This is a genomic window from Cohnella sp. GbtcB17, assembly GCF_019091135.1.
GTDB lineage: Bacteria > Bacillota > Bacilli > Paenibacillales > Paenibacillaceae > Cohnella.
Genome location: NZ_JAGXJW010000544.1, coordinates 1 through 231, shown reverse-complemented (window position 1 = coordinate 231; position 231 = coordinate 1). Strand labels below are relative to the sequence as shown.

Genomic DNA, 231 nt, shown 5'->3' with positions numbered 1-231 from the left:
AGTGAAATGGATATTGAAAACGGCGTCGTTTGAAGAAGAAGAAGAAGAAATGGGAGATGAGAAATGGAGGGAAGAGAAGATTAGGGGTTTGGAGATTTATTCAACACGGCTTGAGTCGATTCAGACTCATGTTAAGGCTGCTTTGGAAAAGTTAAGAAAAGGACCAACCATAACCATTGTTGACGAGGCTGCTCCTGCTGACGTGTGATGACTATTTGTTAATTTTATAAT

1 protein-coding gene is annotated in these 231 nt (G+C 39.8%); it reads left to right on the top strand.

What is annotated here, in order from left to right; translation table 11 throughout:
* Positions 1 to 208: hypothetical protein (locus tag KVT38_RS34375; RefSeq protein ID WP_217598165.1), on the top strand; the 208-nt coding region annotated here is incomplete at its 5' end.
* Between the last annotated feature and the right edge of the window lie 23 nt (positions 209 to 231).